Below are 24153 nucleotides of genomic sequence, written 5' to 3'. Positions count from 1 at the left end.
ATGGGTGATTTTGATTATGCCGTCATCTGGAACAACCTGCCGTTTCTCTGGCAGGGGTTGCAGCTCTCGCTCTGGCTGACCTTCCTTGCGATCATCGGGGGGATCGTGCTGGGCACGGGGCTCGCGCTGATGCGCCTGTCGGGGTTCTTGCCCCTATCGCTCTTCGCGGCCACATATGTGAACCTGATCCGGTCCGTGCCGCTGATCCTCGTGATCTTCTGGTTCTACTTTCTGGTGCCGCTGGCCATCGGGCGGCCGATTGGCGGGTTCTACTCGGCGCTCATTGCCTTCGTGATGTTCGAGGCCGCCTATTACTCGGAGATTATCCGCGCGGGCATCCAGTCGGTGAAACAGGGGCAGGTCCATGCGGGTCAGGCCACCGGGCTGAACTACTGGCAGATCCAGCGCTACGTGGTCCTGCCGCAGGCCTTCCGCAACATGATCCCGATCCTCGTGACCCAAGGCATCATCCTGTTTCAGGACACCAGCCTCGTCTTCGTCGTCTCGCTGCGGGACTTCATGACCGTCTCGTCCATCGTGGCCCGCACCGAAGGGCGATTGGTCGAGATGTATATCTTCGCCGCCATCGTCTATTTCATCATCTGCTTCGCCGGGTCCATGTTCGTCCGGCGGCTTCAAAAGGCCAAAACCGCATGATTACCATTGATAACGTCTCGAAATGGTATGGGGATTTTCAGGTCCTGACCGACTGCACCACCAAGGTCGACACGGGCGAGGTGGTGGTGGTCTGCGGGCCCTCCGGGTCCGGCAAATCCACCCTGATCAAATGCGTCAACGGGCTGGAGCCGGTGCAAAAGGGCACGATCCGCGTCGAAGAGACCGACGTGACCGCCAAGCGCACCAACCTGACCAAGCTGCGTTCGCGCATCGGCATGGTGTTCCAGCATTTCGAGCTCTACCCCCATATGTCCGTGCGCGCGAACCTGTGTCTGGGGCAGGAAAAGGTGCTGGGCCGGTCCTCGGACGAGGCCAATGCCAAGGCCGAGGCCCTGATCGACCGCGTGGGCCTCAAGGAGCATATCGAGAAGTTCCCCGGCCAGCTTTCGGGCGGTCAGCAGCAGCGCGTGGCGATCAGCCGGGCGCTGGCCATGGACCCGATTGCCATGCTCTTTGACGAGCCGACCTCAGCCCTCGATCCCGAGATGATCAACGAGGTGCTCGACGTGATGGTCGAGCTTGCGCAGGACGGCATGACCATGATGGTCGTCACCCACGAGATGGGCTTTGCCCGCAAGGTGGCCGACCGGGTGGTCTTCATGGATGAAGGCGCCATCGTCGAGGATCGCGCCACCGAAGCGTTCTTTGGCAATCCCGAGAGCATCCGGGCGCAGGATTTCCTGTCCAAGATCCTCAATCACTGAGGGCGCGCGCGCCCCTAGAACCGGATCTCGTGCGGCTCTGCGCAACGCGCGGGATCACTGATGCAGAAAAGGGGCCGCTCGATGAACTGGAGCTGCGTGATCGTCATCTGGATCAGGCACTCCATATGGTCGGTGATCGCGCCAGAGCCTCCGGGCTGACCCCGGGCGGCAAACTCGCAGGCGGTATCGCGGAACGGGATCCAGGCCCGCTGCATGTCGCGCAGGCCGTCCTGATAGGGCGTGCCGTCCTGGTCGGCGTCATACGCCTCCTGCTGGGTCATGCGCGCCTGATAGGTGGCGTTCAGCTTGGCATCCCACCACTCATAGACCACCTGCTGACAGAAGGCCCAGGCATTGGGCGACCCCCCGGCATTGATCGCCTCGCCGCAGAAATTGAGCGCCCCGTCCGGCGCGCAGGTCTCATCCTGCCAGCAGGCGTCCAGCATCTCGCCCATCTCGGCAACGGTTTCGGTCGGAACCTCATCGGCCAGCGCCGGCAACGGCGCCACCAGACAGGCCAGCATCGCGATCACATATCTCATCCTGCACCCCAATTCTGCGTGGTTATGCCCAGTCTTGCGGGTGCCGGGGCCGGGGGCAAGGGCCTCAGGGGGCCGCGTCGGCCTCTTCTTCGAGCACCTTGCGGGCCACGCGAAAGCATTCCAGCGCCTGGGGCACGCCGCAATAGATCCCGATCACGTGGATGATCGCGCGGATCTCGTCCTGGCTGACGCCATTGGTGCGCGCTCCGCGACAATGGATCTCCCATTCGGTCATCTTGCCGAGCGCGCCGATCATCGACAGGTTCATCATCGAGCGCGTCTTGGCGTCGATCACCTCGTCGCCCCAGCCAAAGCCCCAGCACCAGGCGGTCATCGCCTCCTGGAAGGGGCGGGTGAAGTCATCGGCGGCGGCGAGGTTTTTCTCGACATAGGCCGCGCCAAGGGTGGCCTTGCGCTGCTCGAGGCCCTTGAGGAAGAGGTCTTCGTCCATGCTGTCTCCGGAGGATCTGGGGAAAAGGGGCGGTGCGGGGTCAGCCCCGCTTGATCGCGATATTCTTGGTCTGGACATAGTTCCACAAGGCCTCGCGGCCCTTTTCCCGGCCATAGCCGGATTTGCCCACGCCGCCAAAGGGGGTCTCGACCCCGCCCGCATACCATTCATTGACAAAGACCTGCCCGGCGCGGAGCTGCCGCGCGGCGCGCGTGGCCCGGTCGAGATCGCGGGTAAAGACCCCCGCCACCAACCCGTATTCGGTGCCATTGGCGATCTCCAGCGCCTCGGCCTCGTCGCGGAAGGTCAGCACCGACAGGACCGGGCCGAACACCTCGGATTGCGCGATCTCCATCTCCGAGCGGACATCCGCCAGCACCGTGGGCGCCATGAAGGCCCCGGGCCGGTTCAGGGGCCGCCCGCCCGTGACGACCCGCGCGCCCTCGGTCTGGGCGGTTTCGACCATGGCCACGGCGCGGTCGCACTGGGGCTCGGACACCATGGCCCCCATGCTCGGCCCCGCCTCCGCCCGGTCGATCCCCGGCCCGGTGGACAGCGACTGCGCCACCGCCTCGGCCCGCGCAATCAGCTCATCGGCGCGGCTTTCATGGACGATCACCCGGCTCATGGCGGAACAGACCTGACCGGCATTGAAATAGATGCCCCAGCGCAGATCGGTCTCAAACGCCGCGAGGTCGTGATCCGCGTGAACGATGGCGGCGGATTTCCCGCCCAGCTCCAGCACGCAGGGCACCACGTTCTCCGCCGCCGCGCGGGCAATGGCGATGCCCGTGGGCACCGAGCCGGTGAAAACGATCTGGTTGACCCGAGGATGCGCCGCCAGCGCAGCCCCCGCCTCGGCCCCGCGCCCGCAAAGGATGTTCACCGCCCCGGGGGGCAGGTCCGCATCCTCGGCGGCGCGGGCGAGATAGGTGGCGCAGAGCGGGGTGAGCTCCGGTGTCTTGACCACGCAGGCATTGCCCGTGGCCAGCGCCGCCGAGAGCGAGCGTGCCGCCATCTCGAGCGGGTAGTTCCACGGGATGATCTGGGCGGAGACGCCGTAAGGCTCCATCTCGGTCCAGTCGTAATAGCCGCCCCCGAGAGGGACCGAGCGGCCCTCCACCGTGCTGGCCTGATTGCCGTAATACTCGAAATAGAGCGCCGCGCTCTCGACCTCGATCCGGGCCTCCCACAGGGGTTTGCCCTGCTCGAGGGTCAGAGCCCGGGCGATCTCATCGCGATGGGCGAGCAGGAAGCGACCGATGGCCTGCACCATGCGCCCGCGCGCGATCGGGCGCAGATCGCTCAGGGCACGGGACAGATGGACCCGGCGCGCGGCCTGCACCGCGCGGTCCACATCCCCCGCATCGGCCAGCGCCTGCTCGGCGAGGGGCGCACCGGTGGCCGGATCGCTGACCACGATCCGGCCTGCCCCGCCCGGCGACCAGCGCCCGTCGATGAAGTTGTCCCAGAGCGGCGCCAGTTGCGGATCAGCCATCCACCGCCTCCCGCATCCAGCGTTGCAGATGCAGGATCGAATGCTCGGAATTGACCCCCGAGGCCGGGTCGACCACCAGCGGCCCCGGCACATAGCCGCGGGATTTCAGCCCGCGCTGCACGCTCTCGACCAGATGGATATCCTCTTCGACCGTGGTGGCGCGGTCCTGCTGAGCCATGCGCCGCACGGTTTCATCATCGCGCCCCTCGACCGAGTACCATCCGCGCCAGACCACCACCCGCTCCGGCCCCAAGGCCCGCCAGTGGTAGGTGTTCAAAAGGTTCCCCGGATAGACCTGGAACGAGAACATCGGCCAGAGGAACCAGCTCGAATACTTGTCATGGTTGGGGTGGCCGCTCTCGATATCGTAGCTCAGCTGGTCGAGCGAAGTGCATTCCGTCCGGTGGCGCAGGCAGTGGCCCTGGGGCTGGATGTCATAGGTCTCGGGCTTGATCACACCGGTGGCAAAGGTCGGGTGGTTCAGGCTGCAATGGTAGCATTCCGAGTAATTCTCGACCGAGACCTTCCAATTGCAGTTCTCCGGGATCTCGACCCATTCCAGCGGCTTGAGGGTCGCCCAATGGGGGATGAACGCCTCCAGCTCGACCCGCGCGCCGGGGAACCAGTCCTCCATGGGCGCGGCCTCGGGGTCGAGATTGACGAAGATGAAGCCGAGAAAGACCTCCGTGCGGATCTCGGTCAGGCAGATCTTGCTGGCGTCGAAGCCGGGCACGGATTTCGCGTTCGGGGCGGCGCGCAGGGCCCCGGTCAGCTCGTAGGTCCAGGCGTGATAGGGGCAGACGACCACCCGCGTGCGGCCTGCGCCCTGCACCAGCTGATGCGCGCGATGCTGACAGACATTGTAGAAGGTCCGGATCTGCCCATCCCGCCCCTTGATGCAGAACAGGCTCTCATCGGCCATCTCGAAGGTGAAGTAATCCCCGACCGCCTCCAGCTGGCTGGCATGGCCCGCAAACTGCCATGTGCGGGCCAGAACCCCGGTCTTTTCCTGCTCGAACACGGCCGGATCCGTGTAATACCGCGCTTCCAGCGAGCGTGTCGGCCCCGGGCCGTGCGTCATGCGGGCCCCTCCCCGTCATAGATGCCCAGCTCGTGGCGGCGGCGGTGGAACTGGTCGACCCGGTCCACGATCTCGTCGCTGGCCACGGCAATCACGAAGCTCAGCAAGGTTTCGAGCAGGGCGATGGCCGAGACCGAGGACGGGAAAAACTGCGGCGTGTCCGCCGCCACCACGAAGCCATGATCGGCGGCGCGGATGATCGGGCTGGCGGGGCTGTCCGACAGGGCGATGACCCGCACGCCCTGATCCTTGGCGATGCGCACGGCCTCGATCACCTCGGTGCGGTAGGGGCGGCAGGTCATGGCGATCAACACGTCGCGCCCGTTGGCCCAGGCCAGATCATCGACCGCGGTCGAACCCGGGCGCGGGATCGCGTGGAAATCGGTCATCCCCGTGGAGGCGAGATAGGTGAAGTTGCGCGCATTGGCGTTGTTCACGCCCACCCCGAGGGTGAAGACCTGCCGCGAGTTCCAGATCTCTTCTGCGGCGCGGTTCAGATCCTCGGCCCGGATCCCGGCAAAGGTCTCTTCGAGGTTGCGCATCGTCCCCTCGACCATATCCGCATAGAGCCCGCCCAGATCCCCGGATTTGCGGATCTCCTGCAGCCAGCGCGCCCGGTCGGGGAAGCTGACCGCCCCCTGCCGGATCGCATCGCGGAACGGGGCGCGGAAATCCTCGTAGCCCTCGAATCCGACCTGCCGCGCCATGCGCACCACGGTGTTCGGTTTCACCTTCGCCGCCTCGGCGATCTCGCGCACGGTCGAGACCCCGACATCGGCGGGGTTCTCAAGCACGTAGCGTGCGGCCTTCTGCGCTTCGGGCGTCAGGGCGTCCCATTCGGCGGAAAGGCGGTCCAGCACGCTGGATGATACATCTGTCCCATTCATGATTGACTCTGGTACATATGTTCTCTAGCCCTGTCGAGGAAATTCGCCAGAGCGCCGGAAAAAGGACGCGACCATGAGTGAGACCGCCTTCCCCACACAGGTCTTCCCCACCCACGCCCGCGTGGTCATCGTCGGAGGGGGCGTCATGGGCGTCGGCCTCGCCTATCACCTGGGCCATGAGGGCTGGGGCGCCGAGACCGTGCTCTTGGAAAAGGCCGAGCTGACCTCGGGCTCCACATGGCACGCGGCGGGGCAGATCACCCACTCCACCAGCAGTTTCAGCCTCGGCACCTGCGTGGATTACAATATCGGGCTCTATTCCGGCGCGCTGGAGGCTGAAACCGGTCAGGCCGTGACCTGGCATGGCTGCGGATCGTTCCGGCTGGCCTATACCGAGGACGAGATGGACTGGCTGCGCCACACGCTTTCGGTCGGGCGTGCCCTGGGGTTCAATATCGAGCTTGTCGGGCCGGATCGCGTGGCCGCGCTGCACCCGTTCTACAATCTCGACGGGGTGCGCGGCGCGCTGCACACCCCCGATGACGGCCATGTGGACCCGACCAATGTCACCATGGCCATGGCCGCCGGCGCGCGCGCCAAGGGTGTCCGGATCATCCGCCAATGCCGGGCCACCAACATCACCCAGGACCGGGACGGATCCTGGCTGGTCGAGACGCCCCGCGGCACGATCCGCTGCGAGCATGTGGTCAATGCGGGCGGCACCTATGCCCGCCAGATGGGCGAATGGTCCGGGCTGCAACTGCCCATGACCTCCATGACCCACCATTACTTTGTCACCGACGAGGTGCCCCAGTTCCGCGATCTCGACCGCGAACTGCCGGTGATCCGCGATGACAAGAAGGTCTCGGGTTATATCCGGATGGAGCAGAACAAGGGCCTGATCGGGATCTACGAAAAGGAAAATCCGAACTCTGTCTGGCACGATCACTGCCCGTGGGAGTATGAAAACTGGCTGTTCGAGGCCGATTACGACCGGGTCATGCCCTATCTCGAGGAAAGCCTGAACCGGATGCCGATCTTTGCCGAGCTCGGCATCACCCGCGATGTCCATGGCGCGATCAGCCACCCGCCCGACGGCAACCCGCTGATCGGACCGGCCCCGGGGGTGCGCAACTACTGGTGTTGCTGCGGCACCCAGATCGGCATCGGTTGGGGCCCGGGCCTGACCCGCGAACTGGCCCGCTGGATGGTCCATGGGGCCGCCGGGATCTCGATGCGGGATTATGACCCGCGCCGCTTCGGCCCCTACGCCACCAAGGAATGGCAGGTGATCAAGGCGCGCGAGGATTACTGCCTGCGCCACGAGATCCCCTTTCCCCATTTCAACCGTCTCGCCGGACGGCCCGTCAAACCCTCCCCCCTGCACGCAACCCTCGCCGCCAAGGGCGCCGTCCATGAAGAGGTCTACGGGTTTGAGCGCCCCCGCTGGTTCGCGCGCGGCGACGTCCCGGCGGTGGATCACTACAGCTTCCGCCGCACTCAGGTGGACGAGATCGTCGCCGAAGAGGTCCGCGCCGTCCGTGAGCGCGTCGGGATCATGGATGTCACCGCCTTCACCAAGCTGGAGGTCGCGGGCCCCGATGCAGAGGCCCTGCTCGACCGGCTGACCGCCAACCGAATGCCCCGGAAAACCGGCTCGATCACCCTGACCCATATGCTCAACCGCGCCGGGACCATCGAGCTCGAAACCACCCTCGTCCGCCTTGCGGAGGATCGATTCTACCTCGTCTGCGCCGCATTTTTCGAGCAACGCCTGATCGACCATCTGGACCAGCATCGCGACGGGGCGGAGGTGACGATCACCTCCCTGTCCGAAGACTGGGGCGCGCTGGCGCTGAACGGCCCCCGGGCGCGCGATGTGCTCGCCGCCTGCACCGATGCGCCGCTCGACAATGCGTCCTTCCGCTGGCTCTCGGCCCAGCAGATCGCGGTGGCGGGCCAGCGGCTCTGGGCCCTGCGCATGTCCTATGCGGGCGAGCTGGGATGGGAGCTGCACATGCCCAAAGCGGCTCTTTTACAGGTCTATGAGGCTCTGTGGCAGGCCGGAACACCCCATGGCATCGCCGATTACGGCAGCTTTGCCATGAACGCCATGCGCATGGAAAAGGGCTTCAAGGGCGCGGGCGAGCTGACCAACGAAGTGACCCTGGCCGAGACGGATGTGCTGCGCTTTGCCCGGACGGACAAGGACTATCTCGGGCGCGACAAGACCCTGAACCGCGACACCGTCCGCTGGCGCTGCGCCTATCTGGAGATCGATCCAGATGGCCAGATCGACGGCCATGGCGGTGAGGCGGTGCTGCGGGATGGCCGCGTGGTGGGCGCCACGGCCTCGGTCGCCTATGGTCCGACTGTGGGCAAGATCCTCGCCTTCGCCTATCTCACCCCCGAGGCCGCCGCGCCGGGCACCGCGCTTGAGGTGGTGATCCACGGCACGCCCCGCGCCGCGCGGGTGCTGGATGCGCCCGCCTATGACCCCGACAGCCGCCTGCCCCGCACGGATGCCGCGCTGGAGGCCGCCGAATGAGCGCCCCGCGCCTGTTCCTCGCCCCGGCTGCCCCCGGACCAGTTCGGGCGCACGGGTACACACCGGGTGGGCGCACCCTCCCCCATGCCCACCTCCGACTGCGGTTTGGCCCCGAGGGATGGCCCCCAAGCCGCCCGATGCAACGCCTTTGCCGCCGCGTCCGTCCCGCCGCCCGTCTCGCAAAAGGCCGCGTGGCCCTGCCCTGCCCCGTCCCGCGATGAAGATCACCCGGATCCGCCTCTGGCATGTGCCGCTCACCTCCCATGAAACCTATTACATGGCGGCGGGTAAAAGCTGTGCGACCGTGGAGACCGTGGTGCTCGGCGTTGACACGGATGACGGCCGTACGGGTTGGGGCGAGGTCTGTCCGATCCCCCATTACCTGCCCGCCTATGCGCGCGGCGTCGGGCCCGCGCTGGCCGAGCTTGCGCCCGTTTTGATCGGCGCCGACCCGCTGGGGGCCGAGGCCCTGACCGCGCAGGTGGCACGCTGGCTGCCCGGGCATCTCTATGCCCGTTCGGCGCTGGACATCGCCTTCTGGGACCTCACGGGGCAGGCGGCGGGGCTGCCGCTTTACGCCCTGCTCGGCGGGCGGCAGCAGGCGGACCTGCCGCTCTATCACTCCATCACCTGCACCGATCCGGACGAGATGGCTCGGATCGCCCAGGAAGCGCAGGCCCAAGGGATCACCCAGTTTCAGGCCAAGCTCGGCGCCGGGGGCGACTGGGCCGAGGATGTTGCCCGCCTGCGCGCCGTGCGTGCCGCCATCGGGCCGGGCCCGGTGCTCTATGGGGATTGGAATTGCGGCACCACCAGCCTGAGCGCGACCCGGGTCGGGCGGGCGGTGGCCGATCTCGACGTGATGCTCGAACAGCCTTGCGAAACCCTCGACGAATGCGCCCGGGTCCGGGATGGCACCGGCCTGCCCATGAAGCTCGACGAGCTGGCCTGGGATACCGGGTCTCTTCTGGCGGCGCATCAGCTTGGCCTTCTGGACGCCGTGGCCCTGAAACTGTCGAAATTCGGCGGGCTTTCGGCCCTGCGCCGGGCGCGGGATCTCTGCCTGCATCTCGGCCCGGTCATGTGCATCGAGGACACCTGGGGCAGCGACATCGCCATGGCCGCCGCCCTGCATCTGGCCGCGGCGACCGACCCGGCGCGGCTGCTCAATGTCTGCGACCTCTCGGGCTATGTGGCCCCGCGCCTCGCCCCGGCAGGGCCCGCGCGGGCCGCCGGGCGCATCGCGCCGCCCGAGGGGCCGGGCCTCGGCCTTGCCCCCGATCCCGACCTGCTCGGCGCCCCCGACCTCATCCTGGAGTGATCCCATGCACCGCACCCATTCCCAAGCCGACTGGATTGCCCGCGCGCGCGAGGTTCTGCCCGCCGCCGGGTTTGGCAATTTCGACCCGGGCATCGTGATCGCCCGGGGCGACGGGGCCCGGGTCTGGGACGAGGATGGCCGCGACTACGTGGATTACCTAATCGGCTCGGGACCGATGCTGCTCGGCCATGGCCATCCGGAGGTGATGGAGGCCGTGCTCGAACAGCTCCCCCGGGGCATGACCTTCTTTGCCAACAACGCCCGCGGGATCGAACTGGCCGATGCGATCTGCAACGCGGTGCCCTGCTGCGAGCAGGTGCGCTTCGTGACCTCCGGCGGTGAGGCGGACATGTACGCCCTGCGCCTCGCGCGTGCCTATACCGGACGCAGCAAGATCCTGAAATTCGAAGGCGGCTATCACGGCATGTCCGCCGAAGCACAGATGAGCCTCGCCCCCGCCCGCGAGGTCAACTTCCCCCAGGCCGTGCCCGACAGCGCGGGCATCCCCGTCTCGGTCGCCGAAGAGATGCTGATCGCGCCGTTCAACGACCTCGAGGCGGTGGCCTCGCTGATGGACGAGCACGGCGATATCGCCGCGATCATTGTCGAACCCCTGCAACGCATCATCCCGCCCCGGCCGGATTTCCTGCGCGGGCTCAGGGCGCTCTGCGACCGCCACGGGGTGCTGCTGATCTTCGACGAGATCGTCACCGGCTTCCGCCTGGCCTATGGCGGCGCGCAGGGCCGCTACGGGGTGACGCCCGATATCTGCACCCTGGGCAAGATCATCGGCGGCGGCTTCCCGCTTGCAGCCCTCGGCGGCTCGGCCGAGGTGATGTCCCATTTCGACAAGGAGGCCGTGGGAGCCGAGAACTGGCTGATGCAGCTGGGCACGCTCTCGGGCAACCCGGTGGCCGCCGCGGCGGGGCTGAAGACCATGGAGGTGCTGCGCCGACCCGGTCAGTATGACCGGCTGCGCGCCCTCGGCACCTGCTTGCAGGAGATGCAGAGCACCGCCCTGCAGGCCGTCGGGCTGGCGCACCGGATTTGCGGGGATCCGACCCTGTTCGATGTGCTCTTCACCGAGGCCGAGCCGCTCGATTACCGCTCCGCGCGCCACGGGGATCCGAACCGGAACGTCACCTATAATCGGGTGCTGCGCGAGAATGGTGTCTTCAAGTCCCCCGGCAAGATGTATCCCTGCCTCGCCCTGAGCGATCTCGACCTGTCCAGGACGCTCACCGCCATCACCCGCGCCGCCGAGGCCACCGCACAGGCGGCAGGCACCGCCTGACCACGGGCATACCAGGCGCCCCTGCATGCAGGGGCGCGGACCCGCTGGGCGCCCGGGCCACCCGCGCAAACCCCGCGGGGGCGCAGGCCCCTCGATGCCACCGGCGCGTCCGCGCGCGCAACGCGCGCGCCATGCCACCCCCTGCCTCGCCCTCACGAAGATGTGGGCACCCGCCTGCCGATCCGCCGTCCCAACCCTTTGGCCTTCGACGCGAAACAGGCTACCATTGCACAAACACAGGCCCCCGACCCGCAGCCGCGACAGGAGACCCGCCATGACCCACACCCCCTTCACCCGCCGCACCCTCATCGCCGCCGCCGGCGCGACCCTCGCCACGAGCACCACCGGTCTGCGCAGCCCGGCCCGGGCCAGCGGCCTTGCCCCCACCCGCTCCATGCGCGGGGGATCCAACAATTACCGCCCCGGCGCCCCCATCGTCGACCGGATCGGCGGCGGCGGCTTCTGGATGACCGGCACGGTCCGCCGCGCCGGCGATGGCGCCCCGCTCGAAGGCCAACGGATCCAGATCTGGGCCCATACCACCGAGGGACACGAACGCGACTGGCACAGCCACGGCGCCACCCTGACCGATGCCAACGGGGTCTTCCGCCTCGAGATGCCGCAAATCGTCCCCGCCTTCGGCCAGCCCCACGGCCATCTCGCCTATGACAGCCCCGAGTTCAAAACCGTCTTCCTGCGCCCGGTCATGTCGCGCCGGGACGCCACCACGCTCGAGGCGCATTTCGTCCTCACCCCTGCCTGAGCCCCCATGCGCGCGGCGCTGATCTGGGGCGGGCTGGGGCTCGCCCTCGCCCTGCCCCTCGGCGCAGCCGCCCTCAGCCCGCTGCTCGCCTGGCGCGAGCCGGTCTATATCGCGGCGGGCTTCGCCGGGGTGATCGGGCTCGGCCTGCTGCTGGTGCAACCGCTGCTGGCGCTGGGGCTGCTGCCCGGGCTGAGCGCGCCCCATGCCCGGCGGATCCATGGCTGGACCGGGGCCAGCCTCGTGGCGGCGGTGATCTTGCATGTGGTCGGGCTCTGGATCACCTCACCGCCCGATGTGATCGACGCGCTGACCTTCACCTCGCCGACGCCCTTCTCGATCTGGGGGGTGCTCGCCATGTGGGGGATCTTTGCCACCGCCCTGCTCGCCGCAAGCTGGCGGCGGCTGCACCTGCATCCCCGGCTCTGGCGGCGCGCGCATCTCGCCCTCGCCGCGCTGATCGCGGGCGGCACCATCGCCCATGCCCTGCTGATCGACGGCACGATGGAGCTTTTCACCAAGCTCGGCCTCTGCCTGCTGGTGGGGCTGACCGTGGCCCGAGCCCTTGTCGCCCGCTGGGGCGCGCGCCGCTGACCATGGCACGCGCCGGACGCGACAGCCCGAGCCGCCAAAGGATCACACCCAGACCACAGGGCAAACGCGCCTAAACGCCCTGTTAGAGCCTGTTTCGTGCAGTCCCCGACGGCCACAGCACCCGGTCAAGTCTTAGGATCAGTCCCGGGATCGGCCCACCGCGCGCAGGGCGCCCAACCCGGCGAGGATCAACCAACCGCCTGCCGGCAGCGGGATCGGGGTGGGCCCGGGATCCACCGGCCCGCCGCCATCCACGGGCGTGATCCGCAACGCCACATTGTCGAGCACAAGCCGGCCGCAGGGTCCAAGGCAGGTGTACCAATAGGTGTCATCCCCAAGGATCCCGAACTCCGTCGCCGGGCCAAAACCGGGCAAAACCGCGATTTCCAACCGGTCGATCTCTTCGAACACGCCGGCAATCGGCCCGTCGCCATTGGGCAACGTCACCGATGGACAGCCACCAGGACCGGGCAAACAGGTATCGGGAATGAAATAGGACGCCTCCGCCACCACCGTGCCCTCCCGCAGCCCGCGCATATGGAGATTGTCGACCGCCACCGGACTCCAAAGGTTGTTGTTCCAGACATAGTCATATCCCGCCGCCGTGGTCGGATCGACGCCGCTCGGCAGAACCGTCCTGGGCACGCCCAGAACCTCGGGAAAGGAATTGATGATCTCGATCGCCAGCAGGTCAAACGAGGCCACCGGCCCCGTGGCCTCAAGCACGAGCCCCGGGAAATCGGTCTTGCCGCCGCCCAGAACCGCGTGATCCGCAGCCGCGCAGGTCCCGGGATTCTGATAGGCGATCCCGCCTTCCGTCCCGCTGGAGACACATTGGTCTGCCACCTCGTTATAAAGGGAGGAGAAAGTCACGGTCAGGGTGGTCGCCGCCAGCGCGGGCGCGCTCGCCATGCAGAGCCCTGCACAGGCCAGACCGAGTGAAATTGTCGAAAAACGTCTCATGGAAACTCCTCCGCACATCAAAAACTGACGGGTTGAGTTTACCATGAACCCGCCGCGCGGCGCAGTCCGCCAAGTGTCGCAAAGCCCCTTGTGCAGAGCCTGTTTTCGCGGGTCGCGCTCAGCTCCGGGCAATCTCCACCCGGCGGATGGCGCGGTCCACGCTCTGGGCAGCACGCAACAGGTGTTCCCCATAATCGCGCGCTACGGTCGTCGCGACAAAGGGCGAGGCCGCCGCGAGCGTGAGGCAGTCCCCCGTCCGCTCCACCTCGTCAAGCTTGCTGAACCAGGCCGCAAAGAGCGCGGGATGGCTCTCGCGCAACTGGGTTTGGATCGCGGGCCAGACCTCTCCGCCAGCGGTGATCTCCGGCAGACCATGGAGGGGGACGACATTGCTCTGGGGCACCGGGGCTGTGCCCTCGTTCATCCGGGCCTCGAAATCCGGGCCAATATGGGGCCATGCCGGGCGCGTGTCCCGCAGGATCTGCGCGAGGTCGAGCCCATGCACCGTCACCCGGCCTCGGGCCCCGTGCCGTTTCACCACGACCCAGTCCCGCGCGCGCAGCTTGGCCATCTCGCGTTTTACGGTGCGTTCGTCCACACACCAGAGCCGGGCAATCTCCCGTTGCCCCACGGCCAGCTCGTCCCGCTGCCAATTGTAGCGCGTGGTGATCAACGCCATCAGTCGCATGACCAAAAGGCGTTCATGCTTGCCCGCCGACAAACCGAACGCCATCATCGCAGACAGCAGATCATATTTCCTGGCCGACGCCGCGCGCCCGACCGGAGCCTTCAGGGACATCGCACCCTCCTTTGGGGTGGCGTTGCTATGCTGAGACGAAGACTGCTCACGCCTCTCGGGGGCTGCGGTCCGCTTATCTCAACGCTTTTCCGTCAGCTTGGCTTATTTGCGTCCGCAACTTCGATTCTGTCAACCGATTTGTCCTGCACCGCGCCACCCCTTCCCCATTCTGAAAGAGAATATTGGTATCAATGGTATTGGGGGACATACTGTCTGTCCCCCAATCGGGCTCGTATGTCCCCCAATAGGCGGGGGAGCCACGCGCCATGTCCCCCTAAATCTGGTCCCGAGATCAAGAGACCCGTCCCTCGGCTCCCTGCCCCCGATTCGCGCCGGGTCCCCTGTTTCGCCTCGCAAAACCCGGATCCGCGCCAAAACCTGAGAACAGCGTAGGAAGTGTTTTGCTCTTCTGCAAATTCGGCGTAAAAGAGGAAAAGCCAAAAATCTACGTCCGCGGAGTGTCGCACCATGTATACCCATGAGGATCTCGCCCGGCTCCAGGCGCAATCACTGAAGATGCAGAGCTGGATCCGACGGCAAACCTTCTCGCCCGAGAACACCAAGACCCTGCGCCGGTTTTCCAGCTGGGAGGTCTCGGAGCTCATCTTCAAGGTCAACCAGTCGACCTTCCGGGGCCGCCTCGCCGCGGACCCCAACCTTCCCTCCGGGGAAGTCGAGGAGGATGGCCGCCAGCGCTGGTTCAGCCTTGCCGAGATCAACGAGCTGCGCCGCCGGATGAAGATCAACCGCAAGACCCTCCTGCCCCCGCGCCCGGCGAACAAGCGCGCGATCCGCGTGGCCATCGCGAACTTCAAGGGCGGCGCGGGCAAGTCCACCGTGGCGCTCCACTTCGCCCATGCCGCTGCACTGGACGGCTACCGGGTGCTGGCGGTCGACTTTGACCCTCAGGCGACCCTCAGCCACTCCATGGGGCTGAGCGACGTGGTCGAGGACCACACGGTCTGGGGCATCATGGCCCGCGACCTGATCCACGAAACCGACCGGATGAATGCCAGCGTCGCCGGGGCCGAGAGCGGCACCGCCCTGCCCCGCCGCCAGATCCCGGCGGCGATTCGCGACCTCGGCCTCGACGCCCTGCGCATGGGCGACTTCATCCAGCCCACGGCCTGGCCGACCATCGACATCATCCCCTCCTGCGCCAATGCCGCCTTCGTGGAGTTCGCCTCGGCCCAGTACCGCCACCTGAACCCCGAATGGTCCTTCTTCGCCGCCGTCTCGCGCTTCCTCGACCAGATCCCCGATGACAGCTATGACATGATCCTCTTCGACTGCCCGCCCGCCATCGGCTACCAGTCCATGAACGCGGTCTTCGCCGCCGACATGCTCTATATCCCCTCGGGCCCGGGCTACTGGGAATATGACAGCACGACCTCCTTCATCGGCCAGCTCGCCGAGGCGCTGGAGGATCTCGCCCATGGCGCCGACAGCTTTGCGCACGGTCAGGTCACCCTTCCGAAAGTGTTTCAGGATATCCGCTTCCTGATGACCCGCTACGAGCCCGGGAACGAGCTGCACCGGGCCATGTTCGACGCCTTCCGCAAGGTGTTCGGCGACCGGGTCGCCGAGAGCCCGATCGAGATGACCCGCGCAGTGGAACAATCCGGGCGCTTCCTCTCATCGGTGTACGAGATCGATTACCGCGAGATGACCCGGGGCACATGGCGCCGGGCCCGGGCGACCTTCGACGCCGCCTATACGGAGTTTCGCGGCCATATGCTGGCAGCCTGGGAGAACCTGGAGGATAGGTCATGAGCAAGAAGCGCCGGATGTTCGACATCGACATGCCCGAAGAGGCCCCCACAGCGGAGCCGACCTTCCCCGCGGGGAAGGTTTCCGAACCGAGCGCACCCGCGCGCCGGGGGCCTATGGCCTCGGCCATCGCGGAATCCTCGGACAGTGCCCGGGATCGCGCCGCGCTCGAGGCGGAAATCCGGGCCGAGAATGACGCGCTGGCCCATGAGTTCGTGCGCCTCAAGAAGGCCGGTCTGGTGGTTGATCGGATCCGGCTCGACCAGATCGAGACCTACAAGCTGGTGCGCGACCGTTTGCCCGGCGCGGATGAGACCCTGCCGGAGCTGATCGCCTCGATCCGGGATCTGGGTCTGTCCAACCCGATCCGGGTCGAGCCGCGCGAGGATGGCCGGTTCGAGCTGATCCAGGGCTTTCGCCGGGTGCAGGCCTATCGCGCGCTGCTGGACGAGACCGGCGATGCCGAGCGCTGGGGCGCGATCCCGGCGGGGATCGTGGCCACCGGCGACGCGTTGGAGGCGCTCTATCGCCGGATGGTGGATGAGAACCTCGTGCGCAAGGACATCTCCTTTGCCGAGATGGCCCAGCTCGCCCTGAACTATGCCGCCGATCCCGGGACCGCCGAGATGGATCCGAACAAGGCCGTGGCCGAGTTGTTCCGCTCGGCCAGCTACTCCAAGCGCAGCTATATCCGCAGCTTCATCCGGGTCATGCGCGAGCTGGGCGAGGACCTGCAGTTCGCGGCCGAGATCCCGCGGGCGCTGGGGGTGCAGCTGGCTGCGCGCTTCGACGAGATGGAGGGCACGCCGGGGGCGATCCGGGCCGAGCTGAAGACGTGGGAGAACCGTTCCATCGTCGAGGAACTGGCCGTGCTGCGCCGCTTTGCCGGTGGGGACGGGGGCACGGTGGCGCGGCCCGTCACCGCGCCGCGCGCGCCTGCGGCGCAGGGCACCAAGGCCAAGACGACCTTCCAGATGACCCGGCCCCATGGCCGTGCCAAATGCACGGCCGCCAACGGGCGGGTCGAGATCCGCATGGCGCGTGACTTCTCGGCGGTGGACCGGCGCAAGTTGGAGCAGGCGGTACAGAGCTTCCTGGATCAACTCGACTGAAAACCTTCCCCGCGGGGAAGGTCTGGCCAAGACGCCTCCGGTTCGGATTGATCGCGAGACGACCCATTGAAACCTTCCCCACGGGGAAGGTTTTTTGTTGGAGTGGGGGGGGCGCGGGGCAGGGCGGGACCTTCCCCGCGGGGAAGGTTTGCGCCCCGGGCGCGCTCTGTGAACGGTTCGGGGTCAGGGGCAGGGCCGTGCGCTGCACCCGTGCGGAGTGGGGCAGGGCGGGCACGGGGACCGCCCTGCCAATGTGAGTGGTGGCTGATGCTCAGGCGAAATCGAAGGCGTCGCCCGAGATCAGGATCGTGTCCACGGTGTCGCCAGAGGCCTCGATGGCGATGATGGCGGAGTCGTCATCGCCGCCCAGATAGCGCACATCCGGATCGCTTCCGGACAGGGCAAGGGCCACCAGTTCATCCGCCTCTTCAGCGTCGATCTTGGAGCCACCGATGATCGCCTTGGCGGCGGAACTGTCCACATTGCCGTCATCGCCCGAGAAGAAGCCATTGCCATTGTCGTAGTCAAAGACCCCGATCTGCGAGGCGTTGTTCTTGAGATTGACCGTGGTGTTGAACGCCTCGAAGAAGGCGTCGCCCTTGAGGACCAGCGTGTCCACCGTGTCGCGGCTGGCTTCGATCTCCAGGATGACGCTGGAGCCGGTATAGTCGATGCGGATGCCGTCATCGGCCTGGCCCGCCTCGCTCAGGGCGTATTCGGTCAGGGCGACCGCCTCGTCCAGGTCGAGGGAGCTGCCCCCGAGGATCGCCTTGACGGCGGCGCTGTCCACATCGGCGTCATTGCCGTGAAAGGCTCGATCCTTGTCATCCTCATAGAGGTAGACGCCGATCTCGGATGTCTTGTTCTTGAGGTCGAGCCCCTTGTCGAGCGCGTCGCAAACGTCTTCGAAATCCGACAGGTCGGCGAGGAGCTTGTTGATCTGGTCGCCTTCGAAGCGGAAGACATCCGTGGACCAATCGCCATCCACCTCGATGCTGACAAAGCCGTCGCCCGCATCGAGAAAGCGGATCATCTCGCTCTCACCGCTGGCCGCGAGGGTGATCAGCGCGACGAACTCCGGGTCAAGTTCCCCGGTCTCGTTGTCGGTCAGGCCGATCTGTTTCTTCTGGAAGTTCTTGCCGTCCTGGCCAAGGGTCATGACGGCTTGCAGATCGGCATTGTGCTTGTGGTCGAGCACGTTGAGCGCGTCGAGGCTCTCCAGATCGATATGGTATTCCTTGCCCCGGTCGCCGAGATCCACGACGCCGGTATTCCCGCTTGCGGCGCTGACCTTGTTGACGCCAACCTCTTTGATCTTCAATTCGCTAGACAATTCCATCCTCCACGCCCGTGCCACCCAGGCACGGAACCTTACTGGGAGCGCGGCAGAATGGCGGCGCTCCGGATCACCGCGGCGGGGAAGGTTCGACCAGCTCCGCCGAGCCCGTGCTGACTGCGCGGGCTGTTAATATATATTTAACGAATTTTATGATGTATATAAGAAAGCATAGATTGCGTGTAAGAGCTCACTACGTAGGCGACAAGTCTGGTTTCGGGCTTATAAGTGACAACAAAACAAAGAAAATGGCGTTATTGTTTCGCTCTAGGGCGGCAACAGGGCGCCGGTTTGGGGGATTGGGGATGGAATCAGTGATCCGCTTCGGCATAGGCTGCCCTATGCCCCTGAAGACGCCCCAACCCCAGGTCGGTACGCCTCCCCCTGAGCCACGTCGCTCGGCGGATCGCGAGATGATTGCCGAGAAGATCCGGCTGGATATCACCCGAGGTATTCTTGGGTTCGGCGACCGCATCTCCGAGAGCGCCTATGCCGAGGCTTGCGGCGTGAGCCGGACGCCCGTGCGTGAAGCGCTGATGATGCTGATGTCGCTCGATCTCGTCACGGTCCGTCCGAAGCACGGGACATTCGTGACCAGCTTCACCAAGGCCAAACTGCGCGAGATCTTCGCCGTGCGGCTTCTGCTCGAGACCGGCGGCGTGGAGATGGCGAATGCCTATCAGCGCGCGACCCTTGTGCAGGATCTCGACCGGGAGCTTTCCCGGATGCGCGCCCCGGCCAGCGCGCCCGAAGAGTTCGAGTCGCGCCATGACGGGGACACGGTCTTCCACCGGCTGCTGGTGCAAGCGGCGGGCAATGCGCAATTGATCAAGATGTATCACCCGGTCGAGGTCTGTGCGATGGCGGCGCGCAGCCGGTTCCCGCAGGCCGACTGGGTCTGGGACACCGCAACACGCCACCACGAAGCGATTGTCGAGGCGTTGCGGCAGGATGACCTGCCGTTGTTCCGTGCCACGCTGACCGAGCATATCAACTGGTCTCGGGACGCGCTGATGGAGACCACCGGGCTCTTTACGGCGTAATGCGGCGATCCGGGGGCCTCGCTGGTGATGCCCAATCCAAGCCCACCTATGCGACGCCCCTCGCTCGTCCCATGTCTGCGCCCTCCATTGACCCGGTCAGCCCAGTGGACTAAGTTTAGTGGGCTAACCTTGGAGGTCCCGATGAAGACCGTGAACATGCATGATGCGAAATCCAACCTGTCGCGCCTCGTGGAGGCCGCGCGCAGCGGAGAGCCCTTCGTCATCGCGCGGGCTGGCACGCCGCTGGTCAAGGTCACGGCGCTGGAGGGGCAGGGGTCCCGCCGCACGGGCTTCATGGCCGGTCATGCAGAGATCCCCGAGGATTTCGACACCATGGGCGCGGAAGAGATCCGCAAGATGTTCGAAGGGTGAACTACCTGCTCGACACGCATCTGCTGATCTGGGCGGCCCTGCGCGAGGACATGATGTCGGCCAAGGCCGACCGCATCGTCAAGGACCCGGCCAATACGCTCTGGTTCAGCGCGGTCTCGATCTGGGAGGTCGCGATCAAGCGCGGTCTTGGCCGTCCGGATTTCACCCTCGACCCCGGCCCGCTACGCGCGGGCCTGCTGGCCAATGGCTATCAGGAGCTGCCCATGGATGGGCGGCACTGCCTTGGGCTGGGCACGTTGCCAACGCTCCATGGCGATCCGTTCGACCGGATGCTCGTCCTGCAGGCCACGGCGGAGGGGATGATCCTGCTGACGGCGGACAAACAGGTCGCGGCCTATGGCGGACCAGCCGTGCTGGTCTGAGCGGGGCCTGAGACGGGTGTCATGGCGGCTTTGGGGGTACTGGGACCGTGCCATTCGTGATGCTGCGCCACCAGAGGTGGCTTCAAAGTTGGGCTTCTGAGCCAAAAGCGGATCTTTTACAGGGGAAATGCAGCTCCCCCTGGCCCAAACCGCTTAGTTTGGATGTGTCGCCGCTGCGCTGATCGAGGGACCGGAGGACGGGTCTGCGGAGCGCGACCTGCCCTTCCTTGAACGACGTGCGCCGCGGCTCGGGTCCGCGCGGTCCGAGGTCTCGGACCGCGCCACCGACACCCGTTACTGGGCTCTCAAACAGGAGGGGCCCGGGTCCGGATGGCGACCGGGCCGCTGGTGATGCCCGCCCAAGGCCCCGTGTCAGGCAGTTCTGGCGCGGCGCAGGCGCGAGAAACCGGCGCCGCCCGCAAGCGCGCTCAGCAAGAGCATGAAGGAGGCGGGCAGGGGCACCGGCGGGACCGGCGGCACGTCGCGCGGCACCGTGAAGAGCACATTGTCGAACCCGTAGAGGTCGGTCGTCTGCTGCTTCGGAGCAGTGGCGCGAAAGACAAGGCTCATGGCCGCGTCATCCTCCAGCACCGCGCCAAAGAAGAAGGCTTGCCCCTCACCCTTGTTGGTGAACTCATAGCTGGCGATCACCGCGTCGTCGCTGTCGAGGAAATCCACGGTGGTGCTGCGGCTGCCATCGCCGATATCGCGGAAATCCGCGCCCCAGGCGGTGACCGGGGCCACGAAATCGACGCGCATGCTGGAAAACACATCGGCATAGGCGCAGACATAGTTGCTGCCATTGGGGTCGGAATTGTCCGAGCAGGAGCCGCCGGGCGCGATGATATTCGCTTCGCCCTGATCGGGATAGATCGGGATCGGCCCGCCGGTCAGGGTCATGAAACCGGTATTGAGGGGCGTGTTCTCGAAGCTTGTCCCGGCGGTTTCGCCTTCGAAATTCTCGCTGCCATTGGGGTTTGCGTCATTCGTGAAGCTCGTCCGGTCGCTGTAAAAGACCGGGGCGGCCTGGGCCGCGAGGGGCAGCAGGCCAAGGAGCAGTGCTCCGATCAGGGGAAGGGGTTTCATGGCATGTCCTTTGGGGTTGGGCCGCTGCGCGAGGGCAGGGCGGAACTGGGAGAGGCCGCGACCGGGCAGGGGCGCGGCGCGCGGGATCAGAAGAGCGCGTCTTCCATGATGAGCGGCTCGCATGTGCCGAAGGTCAGCTCGGCAATGAAGGGCTCGCAGGGCTCGGCGGTGCCGGCCGACAACTCGGACAGGAACGGGTCACAGGGTTCGTCCTCGGCGCTGGCCAGCAGGTCTTCCCCGCTCGGCGGCGACGGGTCGTGATCGACGCAATAGGGGCTCTCCGACGTGTCGTTGAACTCGAAATGGTCGAGGGCGAGTTGCTGCACCGCAGGCAGCAGGAGCGCGGCCGTCATCGGGCCCGGTGCTTCGGGGGCGTCGATCTCTGTTCCGGTGGCGCGCGCGCCGAGGGACTCTCCGGGGATGTCCTTGATCTTGATATAACCGGTCACTGGCATGTCACTATCCTTTATAAGGCTGTTTGCGGGGATCCCGCCCGGCCGGAAGGCCGCGCGGAGAAGAAACGGTCCGCAGGTTCACAGGCCCAATCTGGCCATGGCGTTGATCTATCGGTCGGGCTTATCTCTCTGATTTCGCGGCCGGTAACTGTTGTGTCTGTTTCCGCGCAAAGGCGTTATCTTTGACACAAATGATACAAATCAGGCCCTCTCGCCCCGGGGCGTTCCATGGTTCACTTGGGGGGTGTGACATGAGGGGGGCAATTCCGCATCCGGATGGCTGTTCCGGAGCTGCAAGCAGGGTGTGATGACGATGATGGTCTTGAGGATGACATGCAGGAGGGGGATGCGCGCATGACCGACGCCCCGCTCAAGATCCTGCTCTGTGATGACGAGCCGCGCCTGCGCGAGATGGTGGCGGAATACCTCACGGAGCGGGGCTATGACATCCTGCAGGCGGCCAATGCCAACGAGATGACCTCCAGCCTCAAGCGGGACGATCCGGATCTGGTGCTGCTGGATATCAACATGCCGGGGCAGGACGGTCTCTCGGCGCTGCGCGACATGCGGGTCTATTCCTCGGTGCCGGTGATCATGCTGACGGCGGCGCGGGATGTGGTGGACCGGATTGTCGGGCTCGAGATGGGGGCCGATGACTATCTGGGCAAGCCGGTGGACCTGCGCGAGCTCGAGGCCCGGATCAAGGCCGCCCTGCGTCGCCAGCAGGCCCCGGTCACCGCCGCCGCGACCGCCCGGGCCGGGGGCATGGTGCCCTTCGGGCAGTGCCAGGTCGATCTGGAGAGCGCGCGGCTCTTTGGTCCGGAGGGGGAGGAGATCCCGATCACGGCCATGGAATTCGATCTGCTGCAGCTGTTTCTCGACAACAAGGGGCGGGCGCTCAGCCGGGACCAGATCCTCGAAGGCGCGCATAAGCGCGGATGGGAGCCGTTCGACCGGTCCATCGACCTGCGGGTGTCGCGCCTGCGCCGCAAGATCGAGGTCAACCCTGCCAAGCCCAAGACGATCCGCACGGTGCGGGGGATCGGCTATATCTTCGACTAGCGCGTCACCGGGTTGGCCGCGCATCGGGCCGCGATGCGGTGGACCTGCGGGGGCGCGAGGCGCTAGACCGTTGGCATGACCCGACCTGTTCTCGACAATACCCGCGCCCGGCGTCTCTTTCTCGACCGTCATCTGCTGTTGCGCCCGGGGACCGGCCCGGGGCGGGGCGCGGATCTGGACGGGGTGCTCGATGCGCTTGGCTTTGTGCAGGTGGACAGCGTGAACACGCTGGCCCGGGCCCATGACCTGATCCTGTGGTCCCGGCGCGGCCAGTACCGGCCCCGCGCGCTGGAGGATCTGGTGGCGCGGCATCGCACGGCGTTTGAGCACTGGACCCACGATGCCTCGGTCATCCCCATGGCCTTTTACCCCATGTGGCGGCTCAAATTCGCCCGCGACAGCGCCCGGATGGAGGCCCGCTGGTCCGAGGCGCGGCGGCCCGGCTGGACCCAGGAGTTGGACCAGATCCTGCGCCATGTGGCCGATCGCGGCGCGCTGTGTTCGCGCGATGTGGGCGAGGGCGAGACGCGGGGGTCGACGGGCTGGTGGGATTGGCATCCGTCCAAGACCGCGCTGGAATTCCTCTGGCGGTCCGGCAAGCTCGCGATCTGTCACCGGCAGGGGTTTCGCAAATACTACGATCTGGCCGAACGGGTGATCCCGTCGCAGCTGCGCGGTGTGACCCTGTCGCGGGACGAGACCGTCGAATGGGCCATGGCTGCCGCTCTGGAGCGGTTGGGCTTTGCCACGAGCGGTGAGCTGGCCGCGTTTTTCGAGATCGTCACCCGGGAGGAGGCCAAGGTCTGGTGCGCCGAGGCGCTGGCGGCGGGCCGGATCCGCGAGGCGGAGATCGAGATGGCCGACGGGGCGCGGCGGCGCAGCTTCACCACCGAGGCCGCCCTTGATCAGGCCGCCGACCTGCCGGAGCCGTCGGGGCGGGTGCGCCTGTTGTCGCCCTTCGATCCGGCCCTGCGGGACCGGGCGCGGGCCGAGCGGCTGTTCGGGTTTCACTACCGGATCGAGATTTTCGTGCCCGAGGCCAAGCGGCGTTATGGCTATTACGTCTTTCCGGTGATGCAGGGGGATCGCCTGATCGGGCGGCTGGAGGCCAAGCGGGTGGGCGAGGTGCTGGAGCTGCGCGCGGTCTGGCCCGAGGCGGGGCTGCGCATGGGGCGGGCCCGGATCGCGGGGCTGATGGCAGAGCTGAACCGCGTGCGTCATCTGGCCGGGCTGTCCGAGGTGGTCTGCGCCGAGGATTGGCTGCGGCCGGCGGCATAGATCGCATAGGGATAGACTGCAGAGGGGACGGGGAGGGCACCGGGTGTCAGACACAATTGTTACAAAAAGCCCGGTCCCCCGCGCGCCCGTTCCGTGCTTGGCTTGGCGCCGGGCGGGATCCGCCGCCAACAGGATC

24 protein-coding genes are annotated in these 24153 nt (G+C 66.5%); 14 read left to right on the top strand and 10 right to left on the bottom strand.

Going from position 1 to position 24153, the window contains the following annotated elements; all coding sequences use genetic code 11:
* Positions 1 to 657: an amino acid ABC transporter permease gene (locus ACP150_RS21840; RefSeq protein ID WP_424968846.1), complete on the top strand. Its 657-nt coding sequence runs from the start codon at positions 1 to 3 to the stop codon at positions 655 to 657.
* Positions 654 to 1382 (top strand): amino acid ABC transporter ATP-binding protein, encoded by a 729-nt coding sequence (locus ACP150_RS21835; protein ID WP_424968845.1) that lies wholly within the window; start codon positions 654 to 656, stop codon positions 1380 to 1382. Before ACP150_RS21840 ends, ACP150_RS21835 begins: the two co-directional genes overlap by 4 nt.
* A gap of 14 nt (positions 1383 to 1396) precedes the next feature.
* On the opposite strand, the gene ACP150_RS21830 is transcribed toward ACP150_RS21835, so the two are convergent.
* From ACP150_RS21830 to ACP150_RS21810, 5 genes are all read right to left on the bottom strand, one after another.
* On the bottom strand, positions 1397 to 1924 hold the full coding sequence (locus ACP150_RS21830) for a lysozyme inhibitor LprI family protein (RefSeq protein ID WP_424968844.1): 528 nt from the start codon (positions 1922 to 1924) through the stop codon (positions 1397 to 1399).
* Positions 1925 to 1988: 64 nt separating this feature from the next.
* The gene (locus ACP150_RS21825) at positions 1989 to 2375 is read right to left on the bottom strand and encodes a carboxymuconolactone decarboxylase family protein (protein ID WP_424968843.1); all 387 of its coding nucleotides are present in this window, start codon (positions 2373 to 2375) and stop codon (positions 1989 to 1991) included.
* Positions 2376 to 2415: 40 nt separating this feature from the next.
* Positions 2416 to 3873 (bottom strand): aldehyde dehydrogenase family protein, encoded by a 1458-nt coding sequence (locus tag ACP150_RS21820; protein ID WP_424968842.1) that lies wholly within the window; start codon positions 3871 to 3873, stop codon positions 2416 to 2418.
* Positions 3866 to 4954 (bottom strand): aromatic ring-hydroxylating oxygenase subunit alpha, encoded by a 1089-nt coding sequence (locus ACP150_RS21815; RefSeq protein ID WP_424968841.1) that lies wholly within the window; start codon positions 4952 to 4954, stop codon positions 3866 to 3868. Before ACP150_RS21815 ends, ACP150_RS21820 begins: the two co-directional genes overlap by 8 nt.
* Positions 4951 to 5841: a MurR/RpiR family transcriptional regulator gene (locus ACP150_RS21810; protein ID WP_424968840.1), complete on the bottom strand. Its 891-nt coding sequence runs from the start codon at positions 5839 to 5841 to the stop codon at positions 4951 to 4953. The genes ACP150_RS21815 and ACP150_RS21810 overlap by 4 nt, the downstream gene beginning before the upstream one ends.
* A 73-nt stretch (positions 5842 to 5914) precedes the next feature.
* Here ACP150_RS21810 and ACP150_RS21805 point away from each other — a divergent pair, with 73 nt between their 5' ends.
* From ACP150_RS21805 to ACP150_RS21785, 5 genes are all read left to right on the top strand, one after another.
* Positions 5915 to 8389 (top strand): FAD-dependent oxidoreductase, encoded by a 2475-nt coding sequence (locus ACP150_RS21805; protein ID WP_424968839.1) that lies wholly within the window; start codon positions 5915 to 5917, stop codon positions 8387 to 8389.
* Positions 8390 to 8606: 217 nt separating this feature from the next.
* Positions 8607 to 9710, top strand: coding sequence for a mandelate racemase/muconate lactonizing enzyme family protein (locus tag ACP150_RS21800; RefSeq protein ID WP_424968838.1), 1104 nt, complete (start codon positions 8607 to 8609; stop codon positions 9708 to 9710).
* 4 nt (positions 9711 to 9714) lie between these two features.
* Positions 9715 to 11004 carry an aspartate aminotransferase family protein gene (locus tag ACP150_RS21795; RefSeq protein WP_424968837.1) on the top strand — a complete coding sequence of 430 codons (1290 nt, stop codon included), beginning with the start codon at positions 9715 to 9717 and terminating at the stop codon, positions 11002 to 11004.
* 274 nt (positions 11005 to 11278) lie between these two features.
* The gene (locus ACP150_RS21790; RefSeq protein ID WP_424968836.1) at positions 11279 to 11767 is read left to right on the top strand and encodes a twin-arginine translocation pathway signal; all 489 of its coding nucleotides are present in this window, start codon (positions 11279 to 11281) and stop codon (positions 11765 to 11767) included.
* Between the two features lie 6 nt (positions 11768 to 11773).
* Positions 11774 to 12358: a ferric reductase-like transmembrane domain-containing protein gene (locus ACP150_RS21785; protein ID WP_424968835.1), complete on the top strand. Its 585-nt coding sequence runs from the start codon at positions 11774 to 11776 to the stop codon at positions 12356 to 12358.
* Positions 12359 to 12496: 138 nt separating this feature from the next.
* Here ACP150_RS21785 and ACP150_RS21780 read toward each other — a convergent pair whose 3' ends face one another.
* Both ACP150_RS21780 and ACP150_RS21775 read right to left on the bottom strand, forming a co-directional pair.
* Entirely contained in the window at positions 12497 to 13321 is an 825-nt protein-coding gene (locus ACP150_RS21780) for a VPLPA-CTERM sorting domain-containing protein (RefSeq protein ID WP_424968834.1), read from the bottom strand.
* Between the two features lie 118 nt (positions 13322 to 13439).
* The gene (locus tag ACP150_RS21775; protein ID WP_424968833.1) at positions 13440 to 14120 is read right to left on the bottom strand and encodes a DnaA N-terminal domain-containing protein; all 681 of its coding nucleotides are present in this window, start codon (positions 14118 to 14120) and stop codon (positions 13440 to 13442) included.
* 468 nt (positions 14121 to 14588) lie between these two features.
* On the opposite strand from ACP150_RS21775, the gene ACP150_RS21770 reads away from it, so the two are divergent.
* Together ACP150_RS21770 and ACP150_RS21765 are read left to right on the top strand one after the other, a co-directional pair.
* Positions 14589 to 15893, top strand: a complete 1305-nt coding sequence (locus tag ACP150_RS21770) for an AAA family ATPase (protein ID WP_424968832.1) — start codon at positions 14589 to 14591, stop codon at positions 15891 to 15893.
* Entirely contained in the window at positions 15890 to 17002 is a 1113-nt protein-coding gene (locus tag ACP150_RS21765; RefSeq protein ID WP_424968831.1) for a ParB/RepB/Spo0J family partition protein, read from the top strand. The genes ACP150_RS21770 and ACP150_RS21765 overlap by 4 nt, the downstream gene beginning before the upstream one ends.
* A gap of 271 nt (positions 17003 to 17273) precedes the next feature.
* Here ACP150_RS21765 and ACP150_RS21760 read toward each other — a convergent pair whose 3' ends face one another.
* Positions 17274 to 18335 (bottom strand): hypothetical protein, encoded by a 1062-nt coding sequence (locus tag ACP150_RS21760; RefSeq protein ID WP_424968830.1) that lies wholly within the window; start codon positions 18333 to 18335, stop codon positions 17274 to 17276.
* A gap of 344 nt (positions 18336 to 18679) precedes the next feature.
* Between ACP150_RS21760 and ACP150_RS21755 the strand changes: the two genes are divergently transcribed.
* The 3 genes from ACP150_RS21755 to ACP150_RS21745 all read left to right on the top strand — a co-directional run bounded on the left by ACP150_RS21755 (position 18680) and on the right by ACP150_RS21745 (position 20136).
* Positions 18680 to 19381 carry a GntR family transcriptional regulator gene (locus ACP150_RS21755; RefSeq protein ID WP_424968829.1) on the top strand — a complete coding sequence of 234 codons (702 nt, stop codon included), beginning with the start codon at positions 18680 to 18682 and terminating at the stop codon, positions 19379 to 19381.
* 141 nt (positions 19382 to 19522) lie between these two features.
* Positions 19523 to 19753 carry a type II toxin-antitoxin system Phd/YefM family antitoxin gene (locus ACP150_RS21750; protein WP_424968828.1) on the top strand — a complete coding sequence of 77 codons (231 nt, stop codon included), beginning with the start codon at positions 19523 to 19525 and terminating at the stop codon, positions 19751 to 19753.
* Positions 19750 to 20136 carry a type II toxin-antitoxin system VapC family toxin gene (locus ACP150_RS21745; RefSeq protein WP_424968827.1) on the top strand — a complete coding sequence of 129 codons (387 nt, stop codon included), beginning with the start codon at positions 19750 to 19752 and terminating at the stop codon, positions 20134 to 20136. The genes ACP150_RS21750 and ACP150_RS21745 overlap by 4 nt, the downstream gene beginning before the upstream one ends.
* Before the next feature lie 372 nt (positions 20137 to 20508).
* Here the strand turns inward: ACP150_RS21745 and ACP150_RS21740 are convergent, their stop codons facing one another.
* A complete protein-coding gene (locus ACP150_RS21740; RefSeq protein ID WP_424968826.1) occupies positions 20509 to 21222 on the bottom strand; it encodes a hypothetical protein in 714 nt (237 codons plus the stop codon).
* An 86-nt stretch (positions 21223 to 21308) separates the two neighbouring features.
* Complete coding sequence (locus ACP150_RS21735) at positions 21309 to 21677, bottom strand: hypothetical protein (RefSeq protein ID WP_424968825.1); 369 nt, start codon at positions 21675 to 21677, stop codon at positions 21309 to 21311.
* 276 nt (positions 21678 to 21953) lie between these two features.
* Between ACP150_RS21735 and ACP150_RS21730 the strand changes: the two genes are divergently transcribed.
* Both ACP150_RS21730 and ACP150_RS21725 read left to right on the top strand, forming a co-directional pair.
* The gene (locus ACP150_RS21730) at positions 21954 to 22739 is read left to right on the top strand and encodes a response regulator (protein WP_424968824.1); all 786 of its coding nucleotides are present in this window, start codon (positions 21954 to 21956) and stop codon (positions 22737 to 22739) included.
* A 75-nt stretch (positions 22740 to 22814) separates the two neighbouring features.
* Positions 22815 to 24017: a winged helix-turn-helix domain-containing protein gene (locus tag ACP150_RS21725; protein ID WP_424968823.1), complete on the top strand. Its 1203-nt coding sequence runs from the start codon at positions 22815 to 22817 to the stop codon at positions 24015 to 24017.
* Positions 24018 to 24153 lie beyond the last annotated feature (136 nt).

The organism is Dinoroseobacter sp. S375 (assembly GCF_049800775.1).
Classification (GTDB): domain Bacteria; phylum Pseudomonadota; class Alphaproteobacteria; order Rhodobacterales; family Rhodobacteraceae; genus Dinoroseobacter.
Note: the sequence above shows the minus strand (reverse complement) of the source record. Positions and strands in the feature narration are given on the sequence as shown.